The sequence below is a fragment of the Peribacillus simplex genome (genome assembly GCF_001542915.1).
Classification (GTDB): Bacteria; Bacillota; Bacilli; order Bacillales; family DSM-1321; genus Peribacillus; species Peribacillus simplex_B.
Map to the genome: position 1 here is coordinate 18,167 of NZ_LNNH01000039.1, position 16,080 is coordinate 34,246.

Sequence of the window (16,080 nt, forward strand, 5' to 3'; positions counted from 1 at the left end):
ATCATCCTTCCGTTTTATTATTTTGTGTGATAATACGATTGTAAGAAGCTACCGTTAAGATATAATACAGACCATAGATCACCGTATAGGCAACCATCCAGATCAGCACAGGTTTCGCCAGGTCCATCATCAATAAACTAGAAAATGCTTTTAAAGCGACAACACTGTGGCATAATCCTGCTGCCAAAGGTACGAAGAAAATGACGACCACTTGTGAAGCAATCGATTTTCGCATTTCTTTAGCGCTGACGCCCATCTTGTGAAGCATATTATATTGTGATTTATCTTCCTCTGCTTCAGTCAAAACTTTAAAGTAAATGATGCTTCCTGTCGCAGCTAAAAAGACGAGACCAAGGAAGCTCCCGATAAAGAGCAGGGATCCTACGCTTTCGAGGGCCAGTTGAAAGTCTTGCGGCGCACTGGAAAATTGCCCTTCTTCAGGTATCTCCTTTGCCATTTCCCCGGATAAATCAACGGATGCCTTGTCCATACCAATGACACGATATGTTAGCGACTCCCCATCCTTTTGCAATGCTTCAAATGTATGATTGGATACGACAACCGTGATGCCTGCTGTACCCGCATTTAAAACCGTTTGTGTCTTAACGCCTTGAAATGTGATTGCCGTATTGTTTTTTGTCGTGATCGTCTTTCCCTTATAGTCTGGAGAGAGCCTTTCGTCATATCCTATATCGAGAATGACAGCATGATCCTCCTTCAAACGCAGCACATCCTTGTTTTGCAGGGCCGCTAATTTGTTATATGTTTCTTCGTCGATAACCGTGTAAATTCTCTTGCCTGAACCATCCAAGTCATTTAGCTCTTTCGCATGAAAGGTGACGGACAGTGCTTCGATCACTTCATCATACTTTGTATCCGGTAAAATGGCGCTGACTTCTTCGTCGCTTTTCGCATCCGTTTGCCGATACATGAACGTACTGGGATCAGCAGTCAAAACCTGATCGTTTGTGTTGTAATAAAGACCATAAACTGCACCGCCTGCCGTTACCGTCGTAGCACTTAACACCGCAATGACGGTCAATGTACGTGCATTGCCCCGAATGCGATAGAGCAGTTGGGAAATCGTCATCAAATGCAGACCTTTCCATAGCCATTTTTCATTTTTCTTGATCAGCTCCAACACAAAGCCTGTCACACTATGAAACAACAAAAACGTACCGACAATAACTGTTGTCAAGATGATGAGTGCCGTCATTAAAAAGCCGACTTTCTCCCACACTTTAGAAGTAAATAGATCTTGCATCGCCAACCAATAACCGATGACAATCAGCAGGATTCCAAGAATGGCTACACCCTTCGATGGCTTCGGGACCGCTTCCCCTTTTTTAGAAGCGTGGAATAAATCAATTAGTTTAAATTGATAAATTAAACGATAGCCCTGGAATGATGTCACCAAGAAAATAATAAAAAATACGATCGAGGTGTTCAAAGCTGCAGTTCCGGAAAATGTAAATGGTGCAATGACATCATAGCCCATCAAATATATCAAAATCGTCATGAATCCTTTTGAACATAGGAATCCGAGTAAAATCCCTACAACTAACGAAACCAAGCCTAGCAATAAGTTTTCAAAGAAGAGCATAAAACCAATTTGACGATTACGTACGCCGAGCAATGCATATAATGCGACTTCCTTTTTACGTTTTTTCATAAAAAATGAATTTGAATAGGCAATGAAAATGGCAACGAAGAAAATCAGGATGACTGCCGCTCCACTCATTAATGAATCTAATTTTTGTGATGAAGCCGTTTGTTCTGCAATCGTATCGCTGTATTTCAACGTTACGAATGTAAAATAGATGATGATGCTGAAAACCATGGATGCGATATATAAAAAATATTGGGATAGGTTTCGGACAATATTCTTTCTTGCGAGACTAAATAACGTCATCTACCTCACCTCCAATAGTTGCAAGGACATCCATAATTTCTTGGAAGAAAGCTTTACGCGTTAGGACACCACGGTGAATTTCCTTGGAAAGTGTACCATCCTTGATAAAAATGATGCGATTGCAGAAGCTTGCCGCATATGCATCATGTGTTACCAGCATGATGGTCGAGTGATTATTCTCATTTAGCTCACTTAAGCTTTCCAGTAAATCGGTCGCTGATTTTGAATCGAGTGCCCCTGTTGGTTCATCAGCCAAGATCAGTGCAGGCTCAGTTACAAGCGCCCTTGCTGCGGCTGTCCGCTGTTTTTGTCCACCGGAGATTTGGTACGGATATTTAGCTAATAAATCTTCAATGCCAAATACTTTAGCTATGCGGTTCACCGAGATATCGATTTCTTTTGCTGGCATTTTTGCAATCGCCATTGGCAGCAATATATTTTCCTTCACGGTCAATGAATCGAGCAAATTGTAATCCTGAAAGATGAATCCAAGATTATCACGTCTGAAATCCGTTAAATCGGCCCCCTTCATATCGTGAATGCTTACATCTCTCATATAAATCTTGCCTTCAGTCGGTGAATCGATCGTTGCCAGCATATTAAGCAAAGTCGATTTCCCCGCTCCAGACGGACCCATGATTCCCACGAACTCTCCTTCATGAATGTCAAAAGATATATTCTCCAGCGCCGTGTAAGCAGCACTTGATTTCCCATAAATCTTTTTGATATTTTCCACTTTCAATAATGGTTCCATTTGTTTCACCTCATCATGATTGTTGATATTCATACTATATAAGCTCATTCTTACAGCACATTTATGTCAACCTTACATCAAGCTTACATCCATAAAAAAAAAACGCCTTCCATTGACTGGAAGGCACCTGCTGGAAATTGCACTTACTAATCATGTAAAGGGTTAACTTTGTTTCAATACCTTTCGATCGATTACAAAATTCCCAAACGGGATAAATGAAACGATGAAGATCAGTGCCATTTTTACAAAGGACCACTTTGATTGAAGGCTTACATAAAGAAGTAAAAGACCAAACACGACGAATAAAAATCCATGGATGCTGCCCAAAATGAGTGTCGCTTCACCAATATTCAATATGTACTTAATGGGCATGCCAATAGCCAACAAGAGAACATAAGAAATTCCCTCTATTATTGTAATGAACCTGAACCATCCGAAAGCTGTCGAAAACATTCGCTCATCCCCTCATTCATTGTACAAGTACGGTTGTTATCCAAAATATGTAACCTTATCATATAATATTACTGGGCGAACCTCCAATAACATGTACAAAAAATAAATGCAGGAAAAAGCCCAATCGAGTGATTGGGCCCGTTAAACACAACAACATTATTCAACACTTAACAGTGGGGTGTTTTTCATTGCTCAAGTCCGGAACCAATTCGCTCCCTCATCCATATGCACGAACGGAATATCCGTATCGATTACACCCATGACCCGATCCAGCTCAACAGCTTCTCCCTTTAGCCACTTCGCAAAATCGATTATCGTGGGCTCCTGATTGCCCCCTAAAGCAATCCAAGCCTTCAATTCCTTCGGCAAATAAGCGGAAGTATGAATCGTGCCGGCCCAGCTGCTATATAAATCCGAAAAGACACCTTGGTTGGAATCATTGAACAGGCGATATGCCTCGTAGGCAGACGAAAGGCTCCCTTCTTGCTCTTGAATGATCCCCAACCGGCGTTTTGAATCTATCAGATGGTGACGATTTTCATTTTTCATGATTTCAAAGTGATTCGTGCAGGCACTTGCCGTGCGCACCTCCACATTTCTCGGAGATGTTTCCACAATATATGTACTGCCGCTTCGATCATAGACGACGTACGTGAAAGAATGCCGATGGGGGATTTCCTTCAACATCGCCACCGCTTCCTCTACGTTCGCACAGGCTTCCACAATCAGCCTGCCGATCATGCAACAAATGAAGCCATCTCCAGGATTCTTTCGATTCATGAAGTTATACCCCATCACCAAGCCCTTCTCATTCATCGCATCCATCCTTCCAGTCCCCCGCTGGCTTGGGCCGATGCTTGAATATCCTTGATCGGTTGGCTGGAATAACACATAACGTCCTTCATATGTCTTTGGATGGTAATCATAATTGCGAATCAGATAATCATCACCTGTCATGATCGAGCATCCAGACCGAACATAATCCAAGCGGTACCCTCCAAATTCTTGGAGCACACGCTCAATTGGCCATTTCAGCGCATCCTGCATCCCAAGCAATTCCTCCCACACTCCAGGAGCGAACTGTGTAATCGCCCGCTTGACCTCACCTTCCTCGACCGTAAATCGCGGCTGCCTGATCTTCCACTGATCTTCACGATTCTTTACCGTTAATGAATCCTTAAACTCCTCCCCCTGCATGTATCCAAACTCATAATGTGTTCCCCTAAATTGTATGATATCACTATATATTTGCTTCACGCCTTATCCCTCATTTACAGTAGATGCTATTCAAATTAAGAATACTTGATGTATGGTTGAAAATAAAGAAGATACGCCTTTACATTTATGTAACAACCCACTTTTGGAGCTCTGCGGCTCTGCTTAAAGCCTTACACTATCCATGCCCCGCGCGGAGATTTCATGGAAACTGAAATTCTTATTCTCAATTTATTAATTCTTGCCTATTGTTAAATCGAAGAATTCCATATTAGATCGTGCCCCATCTTACTTTTTGGATTGGCACTCAAAAGAGAACTCATTTGTAAAACGATTGTGGATTTCTAACATCACGTTCCCATTATTTTGATAGCACTGCCTTGTTGCCGACTGTATTTGTTTGCTATTGAAATAACTTGAAGAAATAATTAGAACGGAAGATACAAATAGCGCAGTTGCAAAAACGATTGAAATGCCTTTAAAACGTTTATTTTGTAGCATTTTAAAAAATCCTTTCTTTTTTTGTTCATTTGTATATTTTAACATTATTTAGTGGCATGTTTGACAGCCTAGTCATCAAGTCCAAACAAAAACGTGTTCAATCCGACGTTAATCAAGGCGTGTAACTTAGATTTGTAGTGTTTGTGCTAACAACCTACTGAAGCTATCAGCGGAGAACTGTAATATGAATAGCAATAGATTAATCCATAAATTAATTGTCTTAATAGGAATTGATAAATAAGCTTGCAACCTGGAAAATAGAGATTTCCAGGATTATTTAGATTTCACATTTAGGATATTTAGATTAATTCAGATTGGATATTAAAATGGAATCTGTTCTTTACTACCTAAGGATAGATAGCTTACTCTTCCATATAACGCCTCCCCCCAACCACTTTCATAACTTGTTGCCAAGGGGTGTAGGCGTTATTTCTTTTTGTCTTATTCCTTGACCAATAGGTGCTATTCTAAAATACATTTTTATCTGGATAAAAATGAGAAACTGTTTTAAAATTGGTAAGGGTTTCTAGTAACCTATTCTTTGATGTTTGTTTGTTGGTTTATTTATTCTAGGGGGAAACGTATTGAAAAATCTAAAAGTTCTATTTGTAACAGTTCTATTCTTATCTTTATTTACAGGAATCAAAACGGCTGAAGCAGCAAACGATGTAAAGGTTCACTTCATTAATGTTGGTCAAGGTGATTCCATTCTAATTCAAACTGGGAATGAAAACATTTTAATCGATGGTGGCGGAAAAGGAAAAGGCGATGAAGTTGTTGCCTATCTAAATAAGCAGAAGGTAAAAACCCTTAATGCAGTAGTATCCACTCATCCGGATGCCGATCATGTAGGCGGATTAGCTTATGTGATTAAAACACTCACTGTAAAATCTGTATATGCTCCTAAGGTTTCTCACACTACACAAGCCTATAAAGATTTTTTGACATCAGTTAAGAAGAAGAAGCTTAAAATAAAAACTGCGAAGACTGGGGTAGAAATCATAACGAAAGCAAAAAATACGTCAATGGATTTCATTGCTCCCGTTAAAGATTACGCTAAGTCAGATTTAAATAATTGGAGTGCAGTCCTTTTACTTAAACATGATAAAAAGACATTCCTGTTTACTGGTGATGCTGAGGAAAAATCCGAACAAGATATGCTTGCCAAAAAGCTTGTACCACGTGTAGATGTACTCAAAGTTGGCCATCACGGAGCCAATACATCTTCAACTGCTGCTTTTATTAATAAGGCAAAGCCTAAATACGCTGTAATTAGCGTTGGCAAAAATGGTTATGGGCACCCTACTTCTACAGTGGTCAAAAGATTAAATTCAATTAAAGCCAAAACATACCGTACCGATAAATCAGGTAACATTATCTTTACTTCTACAGGCAAGCAAATTAATGTAAAGACGGTGAAATAAATGCAACAAGGAATCATCGATCGCTTTGAGGGAAAGATTGCTGTCGTTGAAATCGATGGCGGGGAAATGAAGGATATACCTAAGCATTCTCTTCCTAAAGGAGCCAAAATCGGGGATATGTTGATAATTGATAATGACAAAATCACTATTTCCAAAGAAGGCACTGAAAAATTAAGAAAAGAAATTGATGAGCTAATGGATGAACTATTTGAAGATTAACGATACAGCCCCTCTCACTTGAGAAGGGCTTTTCCTTATGGTGGGAATAACAACCAGTACTTTTCACTTAACTTTCTAACAGTTATACAGATACTTGGTTCAATGCGGGTTAACTTTTTATATGCTGGATGTTCAGGTTAATCCAGGAAATTATTCTAGCTAGTTCTTCAAAAACCAAACTTACTATCTCCCTAACATGAGTGAAGGTTATTGGGACAATGCATTTAGGTCTTCATTTGTAAAATTCAGGGCGAAAAATTACCTCTTTGACAAACTCAAGATTTTAAATTCTTCAAACCACTAACTAACGATCATCACTTTCTATAAACTTAAGCAGCCTGCATATTATTTTAGGTTATTATCAGGGGGTCTAAATTAATGCTTTAAGAAGGTGACCTGTGTGGCTGAATTTCCCGATTCTTCGCCATATTGTTCCACTACAAACTTAACATAGTCATCTTTGGAAAGGCCTATAGGTAAACCGTTGATTCTGTCAACTGGAATACGCTTAGGATTGTCAAGGTTTGTATAACCATTATCATACCAAGCAAGGGCAAGAGATTTTAAATCTTTATATCCATAGTAACTGGATTGTACTTCAGCCTCTACGCTTTGAGCAGAAACCTTTTGATTTGGTAGTTCCCCCCAGATCCCACTTGTCATAATGCCTCCAGCCACTGTGAAAATTGTCAGTCCTGATACTAAAATTTTTAACATTTTAACTCCTCCTTTTTATTGGTACTAATTAATAGACGTTTGAAAGGGGGATAAAGTCTTCAATGAAAAGGAATTATAATACTTTTTCAATAAAACAATACACCACTCGTTTACAGAAATTTTTGCCGATCAACTCTCAGAGACCATACAATCTATTAATTTAAGATGAATAATCTAATTTTCAAGCTCCGAATTCCTTTACTTAATTCACATGCATTTTTTGTCCAATTTCAAAGATATAGTGACTATTAAGCTTGTTCCATTCCTTCATTTGCTTACTTATTACTTGATATTTTCGTGAAAGACGCGATACAGTTTCGCTTTTCACGACGGTGAGATACTTTTTGGTTAGTACCTATTTAAAGGACCATTTGTTAATTTCAATGGCATTGTGAATAAGCTTATGCGATCTTTACTTTGATAAATTTATGAACCACCTTATTGAATTTCAAAGTGCTCTGAATTGGTTGTGTTGATGTAAAAGATAAGTTCCTAATTCTTTTCAGTATTGACGTATACCCACAAAGCTATCAATCTTCGTTTAGGTTTCTACGCTTGTTCAAATATTCAGCAACAAAAGGAAATATAAAAACCCTGACAAGAACTAGCTAATTTCTTGTCAGGGTTAGTAAATATCTTTTCTTGAGGGAGAATTTACTTTTTTCTTATAGTTCATTGATTTGTTCCATTAAACAAGTATAAACATAAGATAAATAAGAAAATTACCCAGTAATAAGAATGTCTAGTTTTTTTGTCTTTTTGTTTTTTTTCTATAATTTGATATAAACAAAACACAATCATTGCACTTATAAAAACACCTTGTAAATAATTCATCATATTAGTTTATCTAACCTTTATTTTAATAGATTATAAGTCTCTTTCATATCTGCCTTAGCTGAATTGCTTGCACTATATATTTTAGTAGCTGCAATACCTGCAGCTATTCATTGAGCTGACGAAGTAAGAATTTGTGATCTTGCACTTGATACATTTTTAGATAACTGTTTAAAGTCGACTACTTTTGCTCCATAACTAACATTTTTCTTTGTTCTTGGTGATCCTTTTCCACCATCTAAAAATGCATTAGTTGGTTCTTTAAATGCATTTAAAGTGTATTTTTTACACCAATAATATGACCATCATCATTATTAATATCAATGGTTTGTGTATTACTATTTTCTAAATTTCTAAATTCTTCAAAAGTTTCATTCAAGAAATCTGCTTGATTGTCTACCGTTGTTTCAGCCAAACTTTTAGGGATAAAGGCTGTACTAAAAAAACTAACTATAATGCCATTACAATTACGCTTATCTTATTTCCATCTCCTCTAATCATGTAGTCGTTTATTACACTACCATATTTTCCAACAACAAGTAATCTTTGGATTAATTATCTATTTATTTAGAAACTTTACTCTTTTTTTGTAAAAATAGTTCCACAAATGGATAAATAATAGAAAAGACCTCACAATTATTAGTGTGTTAATTAGCTAAATTATTAGGTTTGAAGGTCGATCATTTATATGAAGAAGATGAGAAATTATCATATGATTAAGTAAACGGAGGGGAAAGAAACGTTGAGATTTTTAGGATTACTTTGTGTGTTTGCCACAATATTTTTTATTCTTGCCGCAATCATATCAGCTTTTAGAAAAACAGGGAAAGTTAAGAAAATGTTATTGTCATCGGTCGGGTCATTCATTTTACTTTTTGTTGTTGCATTTATCGCAGTAGCCATTGAAGATGCAGAAACTTCAAATGAAACAGAACCTGTAGTTGAAAAAAATTCTATTTCAGCTAATGAGACGATGAAGAGCGAAGAAAGTCAGGAAGAAGATTTGGAGGATGAATGGTTTCCCGAATCGGATTCAACAAGGGAAGAAAAAATCGAAGATACAATTAACAGCATTATAGATAAGAACTATAGCCACACGAATATTAGTGATATGGAAGTTAACGAAAACTTAGGTCTAAATGATGGGAGTAATATAGTTTTACCACATTTGAAATTTGACGCTATGAACAATGAAAAGAGGACTAAGAACTTAATTGAAATGTATAGCGAGGATTTAGCAGCTAATCTCGCCAAAGAGGAAGATATCAGTTAGCTGACGGTTTTCTGGGAAGCACTTATCTTTTAGAAGGCCAAAATATAGCGAAATTTACTTTTACAAGAAAAGGTGAGAATATGATTATTGGCGAAAGCTGGTATGATCCTTCTCTTAGGTAGGTAAGTATGAACATAAATATCAAAGTGGAAGCTTCTCTGTTATAAATTCAGACTATAAAAAGGATCCTGGCTGGACAGCAGCCATTGCCGCATATAAATGGATTGAGCAGATTAAAATGAGCTTTGCTGCGAGTGATGATTTTCGAATGACCAGGTGTTTTATAACGGAGATATTAATATTACGGAGTTAATTAAAAAGGCAAGACCTACAATATAAGAAGCCTTTTCAAACTAATAAATCAAGCCCCTCACACTCTAGAAGAGGCTTGATTTTTTGGTTTTTTTACTATTGTAATTGTACAAGTACCGTTTTTTATTTGGAAATAATTTTCTTCACTCGATTTTTTACGAAAGTATAATGCTGAGCTAACATCAAAACTGTTTGACATTAATAGCTATTCTTTTACCTTTTGTAGTGTTTCTATTGATTTAAAAATATTATTGATATAGTAATATTGTAATGCTATAATTTTACTGTCATTAACCAATTTTTAGATAGGATGGTAAATTGTGAATAAATTAAAACAACTAGGTTTAGCTTCAATGTCTGCGTTGATGCTCTCAACAGTAGCACTTCCAACGTTTGCTAATGCTCAAAACTCAGACGAATATTATTCTGAGGACCTTAACTCTAATCCAGGACTTTTGAATGTTGAAGTTGATGAAGCTATTGAACTAGAATTAAGTCAAGTAGATTACTATGATCTTTTTAACACTGTAAGTAATAATCTTAATATTGCTGACGATCAACAACTATCTGGACAAATAACTACATTTGGTTTAAAAACAATGGCTGCAAAACAAGCAGCAAAACAGATGATTAAAAAGCTTAAGAATGTTGGATCACGTGCGTGGAATGAACAAATCAAAGTATATGTTGATAAATTACCATTAACAAGTAAAGCAAAAAAATCTTTGAACTACTATTTGAGTTACCAAGTTGTAATGGAAGCTTTTGACATATTAGTAGATTTCTCTGGTACTGCTGAAGCAGGGCTATCTAAGGCTTTAAAACAAGTTGGCGTACCAAGTTATTTAGCGGATGTTACATCAAGAGCGATAGTGTTTTTCTTACTCTAAATAAATGGAAGTGATTAAAATATATTTATTTTTTTTGATATTGTTGGTTATTACTGGATTAGTCTCTGTTATTGATATTTTTATGGGATTAAAAGATCTTAATGCTGGAATAAAACTGTTTGTGAATTTGTCTAATATTTTATTTTTTGCTTCATTAATATTTTTTGTAATTAAAAGTGGAAAAACATATAAGCAAAAATAAAAAAGATTAGCAAAACCTGTAGAGGCAATTCTACAGGTTTTTTCTATATTAATAGTTTTTATGCAGCAAATAATTCTGTGAAAAAAGCTTTTCAAGCCTTTTTATCTGCAGTAATCTTTTTAGCTTTCTGAAACTTTTCTAATGCTGTTTCAGTACCCTTTCCAAAAGTGGAATAATATTCCATATAAAGTGTGGCTTGTAAAATCCACGTAAGATTGCCTTTAGCACCCTTTTGAACAGTTACGATAGCCGCCTTAGTCTTAGGTCCCCATTTTCCGTCCACAACCAACTTTTTATTGAATTGCTTATTAAGTTCGGTTTGTAGTGCTTTGTTAAGGGCTGACTTAGTTTTAGGTCCCGGATACCATCCAAAATGAGATTAAATACATACCGGCTATTTAGTGATTTCTGAATGGAAACGATCGTGTTATCACCTTTGCCTTCGGAAGGATTCTTACTTACCTCATGAGCTACTTCTTTTTTAGGCAGCTCAGTAACAACTTCTGAACCTGACTTAAATTTCAAGGTTAGATTCGGTCTTTTGCCGGCCTACAGCTGGGTAAAGGAAAAGCAACCTGTCATTTCTAAGTGTGGGTAATCCTTAAAGCCTATCCAATCTCCTCCCCATTTAAACCCAAGTTCTTTTCCAATGGCAGCTACACGTCTCCATTTTGCATTTACCGTCCACAAGGCTGTTTTTCCATCATCACTAACAAGGAAATAATCAATGGCGTATCCATAATTGTGAATAGATTGTCCAGGTTTCGCTTGCGTCACTTTTGACTTAGCTATTACCCTTGTAGCTATAAAGACGGCTTTGAGCGTATAGTGCAGCCTGTTCTTCCATTGAGCGATAACCTGAACTTATTTGGACGTAAATTCCTTCCTTATACGATCGTTTTATCATTTCCAATGCCGAGCCCTTCACAATAAAATTAATCCCTACACCCATTTTTCTAGCTGATCTATCCAGCAAAGTTTGTAAAGATACAGTCATTTTCTAACATCCCCCTTTTATACAAGATAAAAAGCCACCCGATAGGCAGCTCATTTTAATCCTTGTTTTTTCAAAACTCCTTCTTGTTTCTTCGCTTTCTCGGTTAGGAGATATTGATTCTTATACACACCGTATAGAGCAAACATAAGAGGCACTATGGCTGTAAGGAAATTAATAAATGAATTGATAGTATTTTCAATGAACCATTCCACCTGAAAGCCGAGTGATTGAAAAAATAAAAGCAGTGCACCCAGTGCACCGCCTATCATCGCTATATATTGTTTTGTTTTATCCAATTTAGACCTCTCCTTTATTTTCAATTTTATCGATGCGCTTATGCGCCTGCTTGGTATTATCATCAATTCGAACGACTTGTTCTGACAATGTGTTCCATCGTTTCTCACTCGCTTTAAAATCAATTCGCATTAAATCAACGGATTGACAAATATTTTCTAACTTGGTTTTGATAATGGCCGATTCAGTCGCATCATTTTTTACACTTATCCCGATTTCGATGAAACGTAAAAAAACCGATGACCAATCCGGCCACAGTACAAAAAAGCCCTATGCATGTAATTAGATACCCCATATCTATTTCCAAAAATGCCCCCCTCCTAACCGGCTTGTGGCTGCAATCGATCAATTAACTTGGTCCTCACCACTTCCGTTAAAGTTGGCAGAGCTTCGTTTTGTTCATACTCCTCAGCATTAAGAGGAATATACCCATTGAGAGTAATGGTACCCTCCGGATCTTGACTTTGGAACTGCACATGGACCGTAGAAACTACACTTCCATCGATTAAAAACATTTCTTGTGTCTACTGGAAAACACAAAAAAAGCACAGCGTGTATAAATAGTGTTGGACCACTATTTATACCGTCCGCCTACTTACGATAGGCAAACACTTGCTGTACCCTTAGATGTAGTTTATTACATCATGGGTTTCTTAGCAACGGTTTGCTCACCCAGGGCCGTTGCTTTTTGTTGTCTAAGGAGACTGCAAAATGAAGAAACGTATCGACGTAATATCAAATGAAGAATCATATAACAACCTATCTTCTTTCACAGTTATTGAAGAATTAAATAAAACGGTACGAGTTTACAGGGACGTCATTCGTCTGGACATTAAACGTTCAGATGTACAATCCAGACTAATTGCATTGTTGGAGCTCTTGAAGCGTCATAGCTGTAAGCAACTTGGTGTGAGCTATATGTGTAAGAATACAATTGCAGATAAGCTTGAAGTATCTTATAAAACTGTTCAACGATTAATGAAGAAACTCGAAGTCCTCGGGATGATCTGCCAAGTACCTATGAAGAGGAAAAAGGATATGATGCAAACAGCTAATGCTATTATCATTCAGCCTGTAAATGATGAAATGACCGGCAAGACCCCTGTGAAAATGACCAAGAAGTGTCCGGCCATTAAAACAACTACATCTTTCTTAAAACAAAATATTAAAAACAATAAACGTAAAGCCGTTGTGGATAATTCTCTAGCAAAATCTTTAAACCAAGCAAATTTTGTAGCCCATTGGGTTCCGGGTGTATTTAGTAATCTAGTAGGTTCTTTCTACGAGAAAGCTGAAACTATACAAGAGTTCTGGAAGGTAATTAAGCAGTGTAATAGAGTGGTTGATTATTCTACTAACAAAAGAGCATTCACAAGGGGACAGGAAATAGAAATCGGCACCAAAGCGTTCAAGGAATTTGTTATGAAGGTGAAAAGTAGAGTGAATATGCGTAAAGGGCAATTTGCTTATTTCAACGGCATTGTGAACAAGCAAAATCACTCAAGTTTAGGAATATAAAAACCCTGACAAGAACTAGCTAATTTCTTGTCAGGGTTAGTAAATATCTTTTCTTGAGGGAGAATTTACTTTTATCTTATAGTTCATTGATTTGTTCCATTAAACAGGTATACCCATAAGATAAATAAGAAAATTACCCAGTAATAAGAATGTCTAGTTTTTTTGTCTTTTTGTTTTTTTTCTATAATTTGATATAAACAAAACACAATCATTGCACTTATAAAAACACCTTGTAAATAATTCATCATATTAGTTTATCTATCCTTTATTTTAATAGATTATAAGCCTCTTTCATATCTGCCTTAGCCGAATTACTTGCACTATATATTTGATATGCTGCCAAGCCTGCAGTACCTGTTGCGCCAATTAAACCAACAACTGTCCACCAATAAAGGGCACCAATACCCGCAGAAATCATGGCAGCTGACGATTCAAGAATAGTAGATTTTGCACTTGATACATTTTTAGATAACTGTTTAAAGTCGACTACTTTTGCTCCATAACTAACATTTTTTTGTTCTTGGTGATCCTTTTCCACCATCTAAAAATGCATTAGTTGGTTCTTTATATGCCTTTAAAGTGTATTTTTCACACCAATATATGACCATCATCATTTTTAATATCAATGGTTTGTGTATTACTATTTTCTAAATTTCTAAATTCTTCAATAGTTTCATTCAAGAAATCTGCTTGATTGTCTACCGTTGTTTCAGCCAAACTTTTGGGGATAAAGGCTGTACTAAAAAACACTAACTATTAATGCCATTACAATTACTCTTATCTTATTTCCATCTCCTCTAATCATGTAGTCGTTTATTAAACTATCATATTTTTCAACAATATGTAATATTTGGATTGATTATCTATTTATTCAAAAAAAGTTGATCCTTCTCTAAGGTAGATAAGTATGGACATACATATCAAAGTTTACTTACATTCAAATGATACGAAGTTTTCACAAAGTGAAAGCTTTCCTGTGCCCCTTAAATTCGCCAAACCACTCACCACCATGATCTCCCTTCATAATCTGTAACTAGGCACATTTATGAGGGGGACGAATCATGGGACTGGAGTTGACAGCACTACACTGGATTTATGTTGTATTCATTGCATTGATCATTGGATTTATGGTAAAGCGTCGGGATACGACCCTCATTTGCATCATTGGAATTTTTCTATTGGCGTTGGTGGCTACAGGCAGTTTAGCTTCGTCGATAAGCGGGATATTCAACAGCTTCATTTTCGCCATCACGGAATTAATGTCGACGATATTGATCATCTCCATCATTGTCGCCATGAGCACGGTGTTGACCAAGTCTGGAATCAACGATGTCATGATTGCTCCTTTTGCTAAATTCATTAAAAATCCTGCACTTGCCTTTTGGATAATCGGAATCATCATGATGATCATATCGTGGTTTTTTTGGCCTTCACCGGCGGTTGCCTTACTTGGTGCGGTTCTGCTTCCCGTAGCGTTACGGGCAGGTTTGCCGGCGCTCGGCGTGGCGATGGCCATGAACCTATTTGGCCACGGTATCGCGCTATCAGGGGATTTCATCATTCAAGCGGCACCCAAACTGACGGCAGACGCGGCTTCAATTCCAGTCGGTGATGTCATCGCCGCCAGCATTCCCCTTGTGATTACGATGGGGGTTGTCACCACCCTCTCCGCTTTCATCCTCTTGAAGCGGGATATGAAGCTTGGAAGAATCAAAGCAGATGATAATGCGGGCATCGTCCAGGATCAAGCAGGAAGTGAAGAACTGCTCACTCTGGCACAAAAGAAGTTTTTTGCCATATTCATTCCGCTTGCATTTCTGCTCGATGTGGTGGCGTTGTCTATCTTGAAGCTGCAGGGCGGAGATGCGACGGCGTTGGTGGGCGGTACGGCGGTTTTCATTTTACTGATTTTATCTCTTGTGGCACATAAACAACAGGGCCTTGAAAAATCGACGGCCTATTTGATTCAAGGCTTTCAATTTGGCTTTAAGGTATTCGGACCGGTCATTCCAATCGCTGCATTCTTCTATTTAGGTGATTCCGGCTTCAATCAAATCATCGGAGATCATTTACCAAAAACGTCGCTCGGCATCGTCAATGACCTCGGTGCCGCCTTAGCGGCCTCTGTTCCTTTGACGAAGGAGATCGCTGCCGTAACATTAACAGGCATCGGTGCCATCACTGGCCTTGACGGGTCGGGATTCTCAGGCATTTCCTTGGCCGGGTCGGTTGCCAAACTATTTGGCACGGCCATCGGCAGCGGAACCGCTACCTTGACTGCACTGGGGCAAATCACTGCGATTTGGGTTGGCGGAGGCACCTTGATTCCCTGGGCACTGATTCCAGCCGCGGCAATGTGTAATGTCAGCCCCTTCGAGCTGGCGCGCCGGAATTTACTGCCGGTGGCAATCGGCCTTGCAGTCACAACCATCGTCGCGATGTTTCTTATTTAATTGATGTATGCCAGATTTGTGTGAGGTTTGAAACACGGAACAACCTCTTGATTTCCATATCATATTTAAAAAAGGACTGAATAAAATAATCAGTCCTTTTTTAATTCAATCG

21 protein-coding genes are annotated in these 16,080 nt (G+C 37.6%); 7 read left to right on the forward strand and 14 right to left on the reverse strand.

Annotated features, from left to right (window positions below):
- Nucleotide 1: 1 nt before the first annotated feature.
- The 4 genes from AS888_RS18125 to AS888_RS18140 all read right to left on the reverse strand — a co-directional run bounded on the left by AS888_RS18125 (nt 2) and on the right by AS888_RS18140 (nt 4,376).
- Nucleotides 2–1,912 (reverse strand): ABC transporter permease, encoded by a 1,911-nt coding sequence (locus AS888_RS18125; RefSeq protein ID WP_061143552.1) that lies wholly within the window; start codon nt 1,910–1,912, stop codon nt 2–4.
- On the reverse strand, nt 1,899–2,666 hold the full coding sequence (locus AS888_RS18130) for an ABC transporter ATP-binding protein (RefSeq protein ID WP_061143630.1): 768 nt from the start codon (nt 2,664–2,666) through the stop codon (nt 1,899–1,901). The genes AS888_RS18125 and AS888_RS18130 overlap by 14 nt, the downstream gene beginning before the upstream one ends.
- 162 nt (nt 2,667–2,828) lie before the next feature.
- Nucleotides 2,829–3,119, reverse strand: a complete 291-nt coding sequence (locus AS888_RS18135; protein ID WP_061143553.1) for a DUF3817 domain-containing protein — start codon at nt 3,117–3,119, stop codon at nt 2,829–2,831.
- A gap of 192 nt (nt 3,120–3,311) precedes the next feature.
- A complete protein-coding gene (locus AS888_RS18140; RefSeq protein ID WP_061143554.1) occupies nt 3,312–4,376 on the reverse strand; it encodes a C45 family autoproteolytic acyltransferase/hydolase in 1,065 nt (354 codons plus the stop codon).
- A gap of 1,043 nt (nt 4,377–5,419) precedes the next feature.
- Between AS888_RS18140 and AS888_RS18145 the strand changes: the two genes are divergently transcribed.
- Nucleotides 5,420–6,259, forward strand: coding sequence for a ComEC/Rec2 family competence protein (locus AS888_RS18145; protein ID WP_061143555.1), 840 nt, complete (start codon nt 5,420–5,422; stop codon nt 6,257–6,259).
- Nucleotides 6,260–6,478 carry a DUF3006 domain-containing protein gene (locus tag AS888_RS18150; protein ID WP_061143556.1) on the forward strand — a complete coding sequence of 73 codons (219 nt, stop codon included), beginning with the start codon at nt 6,260–6,262 and terminating at the stop codon, nt 6,476–6,478.
- A gap of 375 nt (nt 6,479–6,853) precedes the next feature.
- On the opposite strand, the gene AS888_RS18155 is transcribed toward AS888_RS18150, so the two are convergent.
- Both AS888_RS18155 and AS888_RS26480 read right to left on the reverse strand, forming a co-directional pair.
- Entirely contained in the window at nt 6,854–7,195 is a 342-nt protein-coding gene (locus AS888_RS18155) for a hypothetical protein (protein WP_061143557.1), read from the reverse strand.
- 1,105 nt (nt 7,196–8,300) lie between these two features.
- Nucleotides 8,301–8,444, reverse strand: a complete 144-nt coding sequence (locus AS888_RS26480; RefSeq protein ID WP_155645543.1) for a hypothetical protein — start codon at nt 8,442–8,444, stop codon at nt 8,301–8,303.
- A 327-nt stretch (nt 8,445–8,771) separates the two neighbouring features.
- Between AS888_RS26480 and AS888_RS18160 the strand changes: the two genes are divergently transcribed.
- The 3 genes from AS888_RS18160 (at nt 8,772) to AS888_RS26485 (ending at nt 10,706) form a co-directional block, all read left to right on the forward strand.
- A complete protein-coding gene (locus AS888_RS18160) occupies nt 8,772–9,302 on the forward strand; it encodes a hypothetical protein (protein ID WP_061143558.1) in 531 nt (176 codons plus the stop codon).
- A 632-nt stretch (nt 9,303–9,934) separates the two neighbouring features.
- Nucleotides 9,935–10,504: a hypothetical protein gene (locus tag AS888_RS18165; protein ID WP_061143559.1), complete on the forward strand. Its 570-nt coding sequence runs from the start codon at nt 9,935–9,937 to the stop codon at nt 10,502–10,504.
- 4 nt (nt 10,505–10,508) lie between these two features.
- A complete protein-coding gene (locus AS888_RS26485) occupies nt 10,509–10,706 on the forward strand; it encodes a hypothetical protein (protein WP_061143560.1) in 198 nt (65 codons plus the stop codon).
- 91 nt (nt 10,707–10,797) lie between these two features.
- Here AS888_RS26485 and AS888_RS26895 read toward each other — a convergent pair whose 3' ends face one another.
- The 6 genes from AS888_RS26895 to AS888_RS26490 all read right to left on the reverse strand — a co-directional run bounded on the left by AS888_RS26895 (nt 10,798) and on the right by AS888_RS26490 (nt 12,473).
- Nucleotides 10,798–10,989, reverse strand: coding sequence for a hypothetical protein (locus AS888_RS26895; protein ID WP_061143561.1), 192 nt, complete (start codon nt 10,987–10,989; stop codon nt 10,798–10,800).
- Nucleotides 10,990–11,255: 266 nt separating this feature from the next.
- The gene (locus AS888_RS26900) at nt 11,256–11,483 is read right to left on the reverse strand and encodes a M15 family metallopeptidase (protein WP_061143562.1); all 228 of its coding nucleotides are present in this window, start codon (nt 11,481–11,483) and stop codon (nt 11,256–11,258) included.
- A gap of 7 nt (nt 11,484–11,490) precedes the next feature.
- Nucleotides 11,491–11,703 (reverse strand): D-alanyl-D-alanine carboxypeptidase family protein, encoded by a 213-nt coding sequence (locus AS888_RS26905; RefSeq protein ID WP_061143563.1) that lies wholly within the window; start codon nt 11,701–11,703, stop codon nt 11,491–11,493.
- 50 nt (nt 11,704–11,753) lie between these two features.
- Nucleotides 11,754–11,999 carry an SPP1 phage holin family protein gene (locus tag AS888_RS18190; RefSeq protein ID WP_260320279.1) on the reverse strand — a complete coding sequence of 82 codons (246 nt, stop codon included), beginning with the start codon at nt 11,997–11,999 and terminating at the stop codon, nt 11,754–11,756.
- Nucleotide 12,000: 1 nt separating this feature from the next.
- The gene (locus AS888_RS26910) at nt 12,001–12,129 is read right to left on the reverse strand and encodes a hypothetical protein (protein WP_260320281.1); all 129 of its coding nucleotides are present in this window, start codon (nt 12,127–12,129) and stop codon (nt 12,001–12,003) included.
- A gap of 188 nt (nt 12,130–12,317) precedes the next feature.
- Nucleotides 12,318–12,473: a hypothetical protein gene (locus AS888_RS26490; protein ID WP_155645544.1), complete on the reverse strand. Its 156-nt coding sequence runs from the start codon at nt 12,471–12,473 to the stop codon at nt 12,318–12,320.
- Nucleotides 12,474–12,708: 235 nt separating this feature from the next.
- Here AS888_RS26490 and AS888_RS18200 point away from each other — a divergent pair, with 235 nt between their 5' ends.
- Nucleotides 12,709–13,515: a cytosolic protein gene (locus tag AS888_RS18200; protein ID WP_061143565.1), complete on the forward strand. Its 807-nt coding sequence runs from the start codon at nt 12,709–12,711 to the stop codon at nt 13,513–13,515.
- 265 nt (nt 13,516–13,780) lie between these two features.
- On the opposite strand, the gene AS888_RS18205 is transcribed toward AS888_RS18200, so the two are convergent.
- Both AS888_RS18205 and AS888_RS26495 read right to left on the reverse strand, forming a co-directional pair.
- A complete protein-coding gene (locus AS888_RS18205) occupies nt 13,781–14,056 on the reverse strand; it encodes a hypothetical protein (protein WP_061143566.1) in 276 nt (91 codons plus the stop codon).
- Between the two features lie 47 nt (nt 14,057–14,103).
- The gene (locus tag AS888_RS26495; RefSeq protein ID WP_155645545.1) at nt 14,104–14,265 is read right to left on the reverse strand and encodes a hypothetical protein; all 162 of its coding nucleotides are present in this window, start codon (nt 14,263–14,265) and stop codon (nt 14,104–14,106) included.
- A 311-nt stretch (nt 14,266–14,576) separates the two neighbouring features.
- On the opposite strand from AS888_RS26495, the gene AS888_RS18210 reads away from it, so the two are divergent.
- Nucleotides 14,577–15,968: a hypothetical protein gene (locus AS888_RS18210; protein ID WP_061143567.1), complete on the forward strand. Its 1,392-nt coding sequence runs from the start codon at nt 14,577–14,579 to the stop codon at nt 15,966–15,968.
- Nucleotides 15,969–16,080 lie beyond the last annotated feature (112 nt).

Coding starts and splice junctions, on each gene's coding strand:
- AS888_RS18125 (WP_061143552.1), bottom strand. CDS start 1,912: ATGACGTTATTTAGTCTCGCAAGAAAGAATATTGTCCGAAACCTATCC.
- AS888_RS18150 (WP_061143556.1), top strand. CDS start 6,260: ATGCAACAAGGAATCATCGATCGCTTTGAGGGAAAGATTGCTGTCGTT.
- AS888_RS26485 (WP_061143560.1), top strand. CDS start 10,509: ATGGAAGTGATTAAAATATATTTATTTTTTTTGATATTGTTGGTTATT.
- AS888_RS18130 (WP_061143630.1), bottom strand. CDS start 2,666: ATGGAACCATTATTGAAAGTGGAAAATATCAAAAAGATTTATGGGAAA.
- AS888_RS26910 (WP_260320281.1), bottom strand. CDS start 12,129: ATGCGAATTGATTTTAAAGCGAGTGAGAAACGATGGAACACATTGTCA.
- AS888_RS18205 (WP_061143566.1), bottom strand. CDS start 14,056: ATGGTGGAAAAGGATCACCAAGAACAAAAAAATGTTAGTTATGGAGCA.
- AS888_RS18155 (WP_061143557.1), bottom strand. CDS start 7,195: ATGTTAAAAATTTTAGTATCAGGACTGACAATTTTCACAGTGGCTGGA.
- AS888_RS18135 (WP_061143553.1), bottom strand. CDS start 3,119: ATGTTTTCGACAGCTTTCGGATGGTTCAGGTTCATTACAATAATAGAG.
- AS888_RS26905 (WP_061143563.1), bottom strand. CDS start 11,703: ATGACTGTATCTTTACAAACTTTGCTGGATAGATCAGCTAGAAAAATG.
- AS888_RS18200 (WP_061143565.1), top strand. CDS start 12,709: ATGAAGAAACGTATCGACGTAATATCAAATGAAGAATCATATAACAAC.
- AS888_RS18210 (WP_061143567.1), top strand. CDS start 14,577: ATGGGACTGGAGTTGACAGCACTACACTGGATTTATGTTGTATTCATT.